This is a genomic window from Rhodoplanes sp. SY1 (genome assembly GCF_046000175.1).
In the GTDB taxonomy this organism is placed as follows: Bacteria; Pseudomonadota; Alphaproteobacteria; order Rhizobiales; family Xanthobacteraceae; genus Rhodoplanes.
Genome location: NZ_JBEOMB010000345.1, coordinates 1 through 823 on the forward strand (window position 1 = coordinate 1; position 823 = coordinate 823).

1 protein-coding gene and 1 pseudogene are annotated in these 823 nt (G+C 70.7%); both read right to left on the bottom strand.

Going from position 1 to position 823, the window contains the following annotated elements; all coding sequences use genetic code 11:
* Positions 1 to 341 (bottom strand): TetR/AcrR family transcriptional regulator (locus ABTU92_RS29550; protein ID WP_408095109.1); only part of this gene is annotated, 341 nt, incomplete at its 3' end.
* A gap of 86 nt (positions 342 to 427) precedes the next feature.
* A pseudogene (locus tag ABTU92_RS29555) lies at positions 428 to 823 on the bottom strand (methyl-accepting chemotaxis protein); the annotation flags it as partial.

The window sequence follows — 823 nt, forward strand, 5'->3', positions numbered from 1 at the left end:
GCGCGGAACCGCTCCAGCGGATCGGTGATGCCGGCGAGGGCCGGCGGCACCTGCTCGCGATAGGTGTTGATGACGTGCATGAGCGCGAGCAGCAGCACGTCCTCCTTGGTCCGCGCGTAGTGGTAGATCAGGCCCGCAGAGATCTTCGCCCGCTTGGCGATCTCCTGCATGGTGGTGCGGTCGTAGCCCTTGCGGGCGAACAGATGCACGGCCGCGCCGACGATCTGCCGGCGGCGGCGCTGGGTGAGATCGACGTCGCTCGAATGGCTGACCACCGACGCCGCGGCGATCGTGTCGATCGCGCGCGTCTCCGGGTCCGTCGCCGCCGCCTTCCTGCCCAAGCCCGCACTCCCCCGTTCGCGCCGCCGTGCGGCTTCAGCTTGTCGCAAGCTTCGAGCGGCGGTTCAACACCGCCGACGCGACCCCCTCACAGCGCCATCCCCTGGCCGAGCACGCGAGAGCTCGACTCGACGGTGACGCACGGCGCCCCGGCGGACAACAGGGCGTCGACGACCCGGCCGATCGCCTCCTCGAACTGCGCCGTGTCGGCGTTGAAGGCGGCGACCCGGCAGCGGATCGCCTCCATGGCCGTGTTGATCGTCTCGGCGGCGAGCTTGACGCTGCCGTGCAGCCCCTTCGGCAGGATGCGGCGGTGATACTTGTCGTCGCGAATCGCCGCCATGGCGGCGGTCGATTCGCGCACGAATGCGTCGCACCGGTCGGTCGCGTCGTTGAAGGCGTGCTGTAGCCGGCCGAGCGCGCCGCGATCCCTGATGTGCAACACGCGCGCCTCGAAGTCGCCGCGGGCGACCCGCTCGGCGAC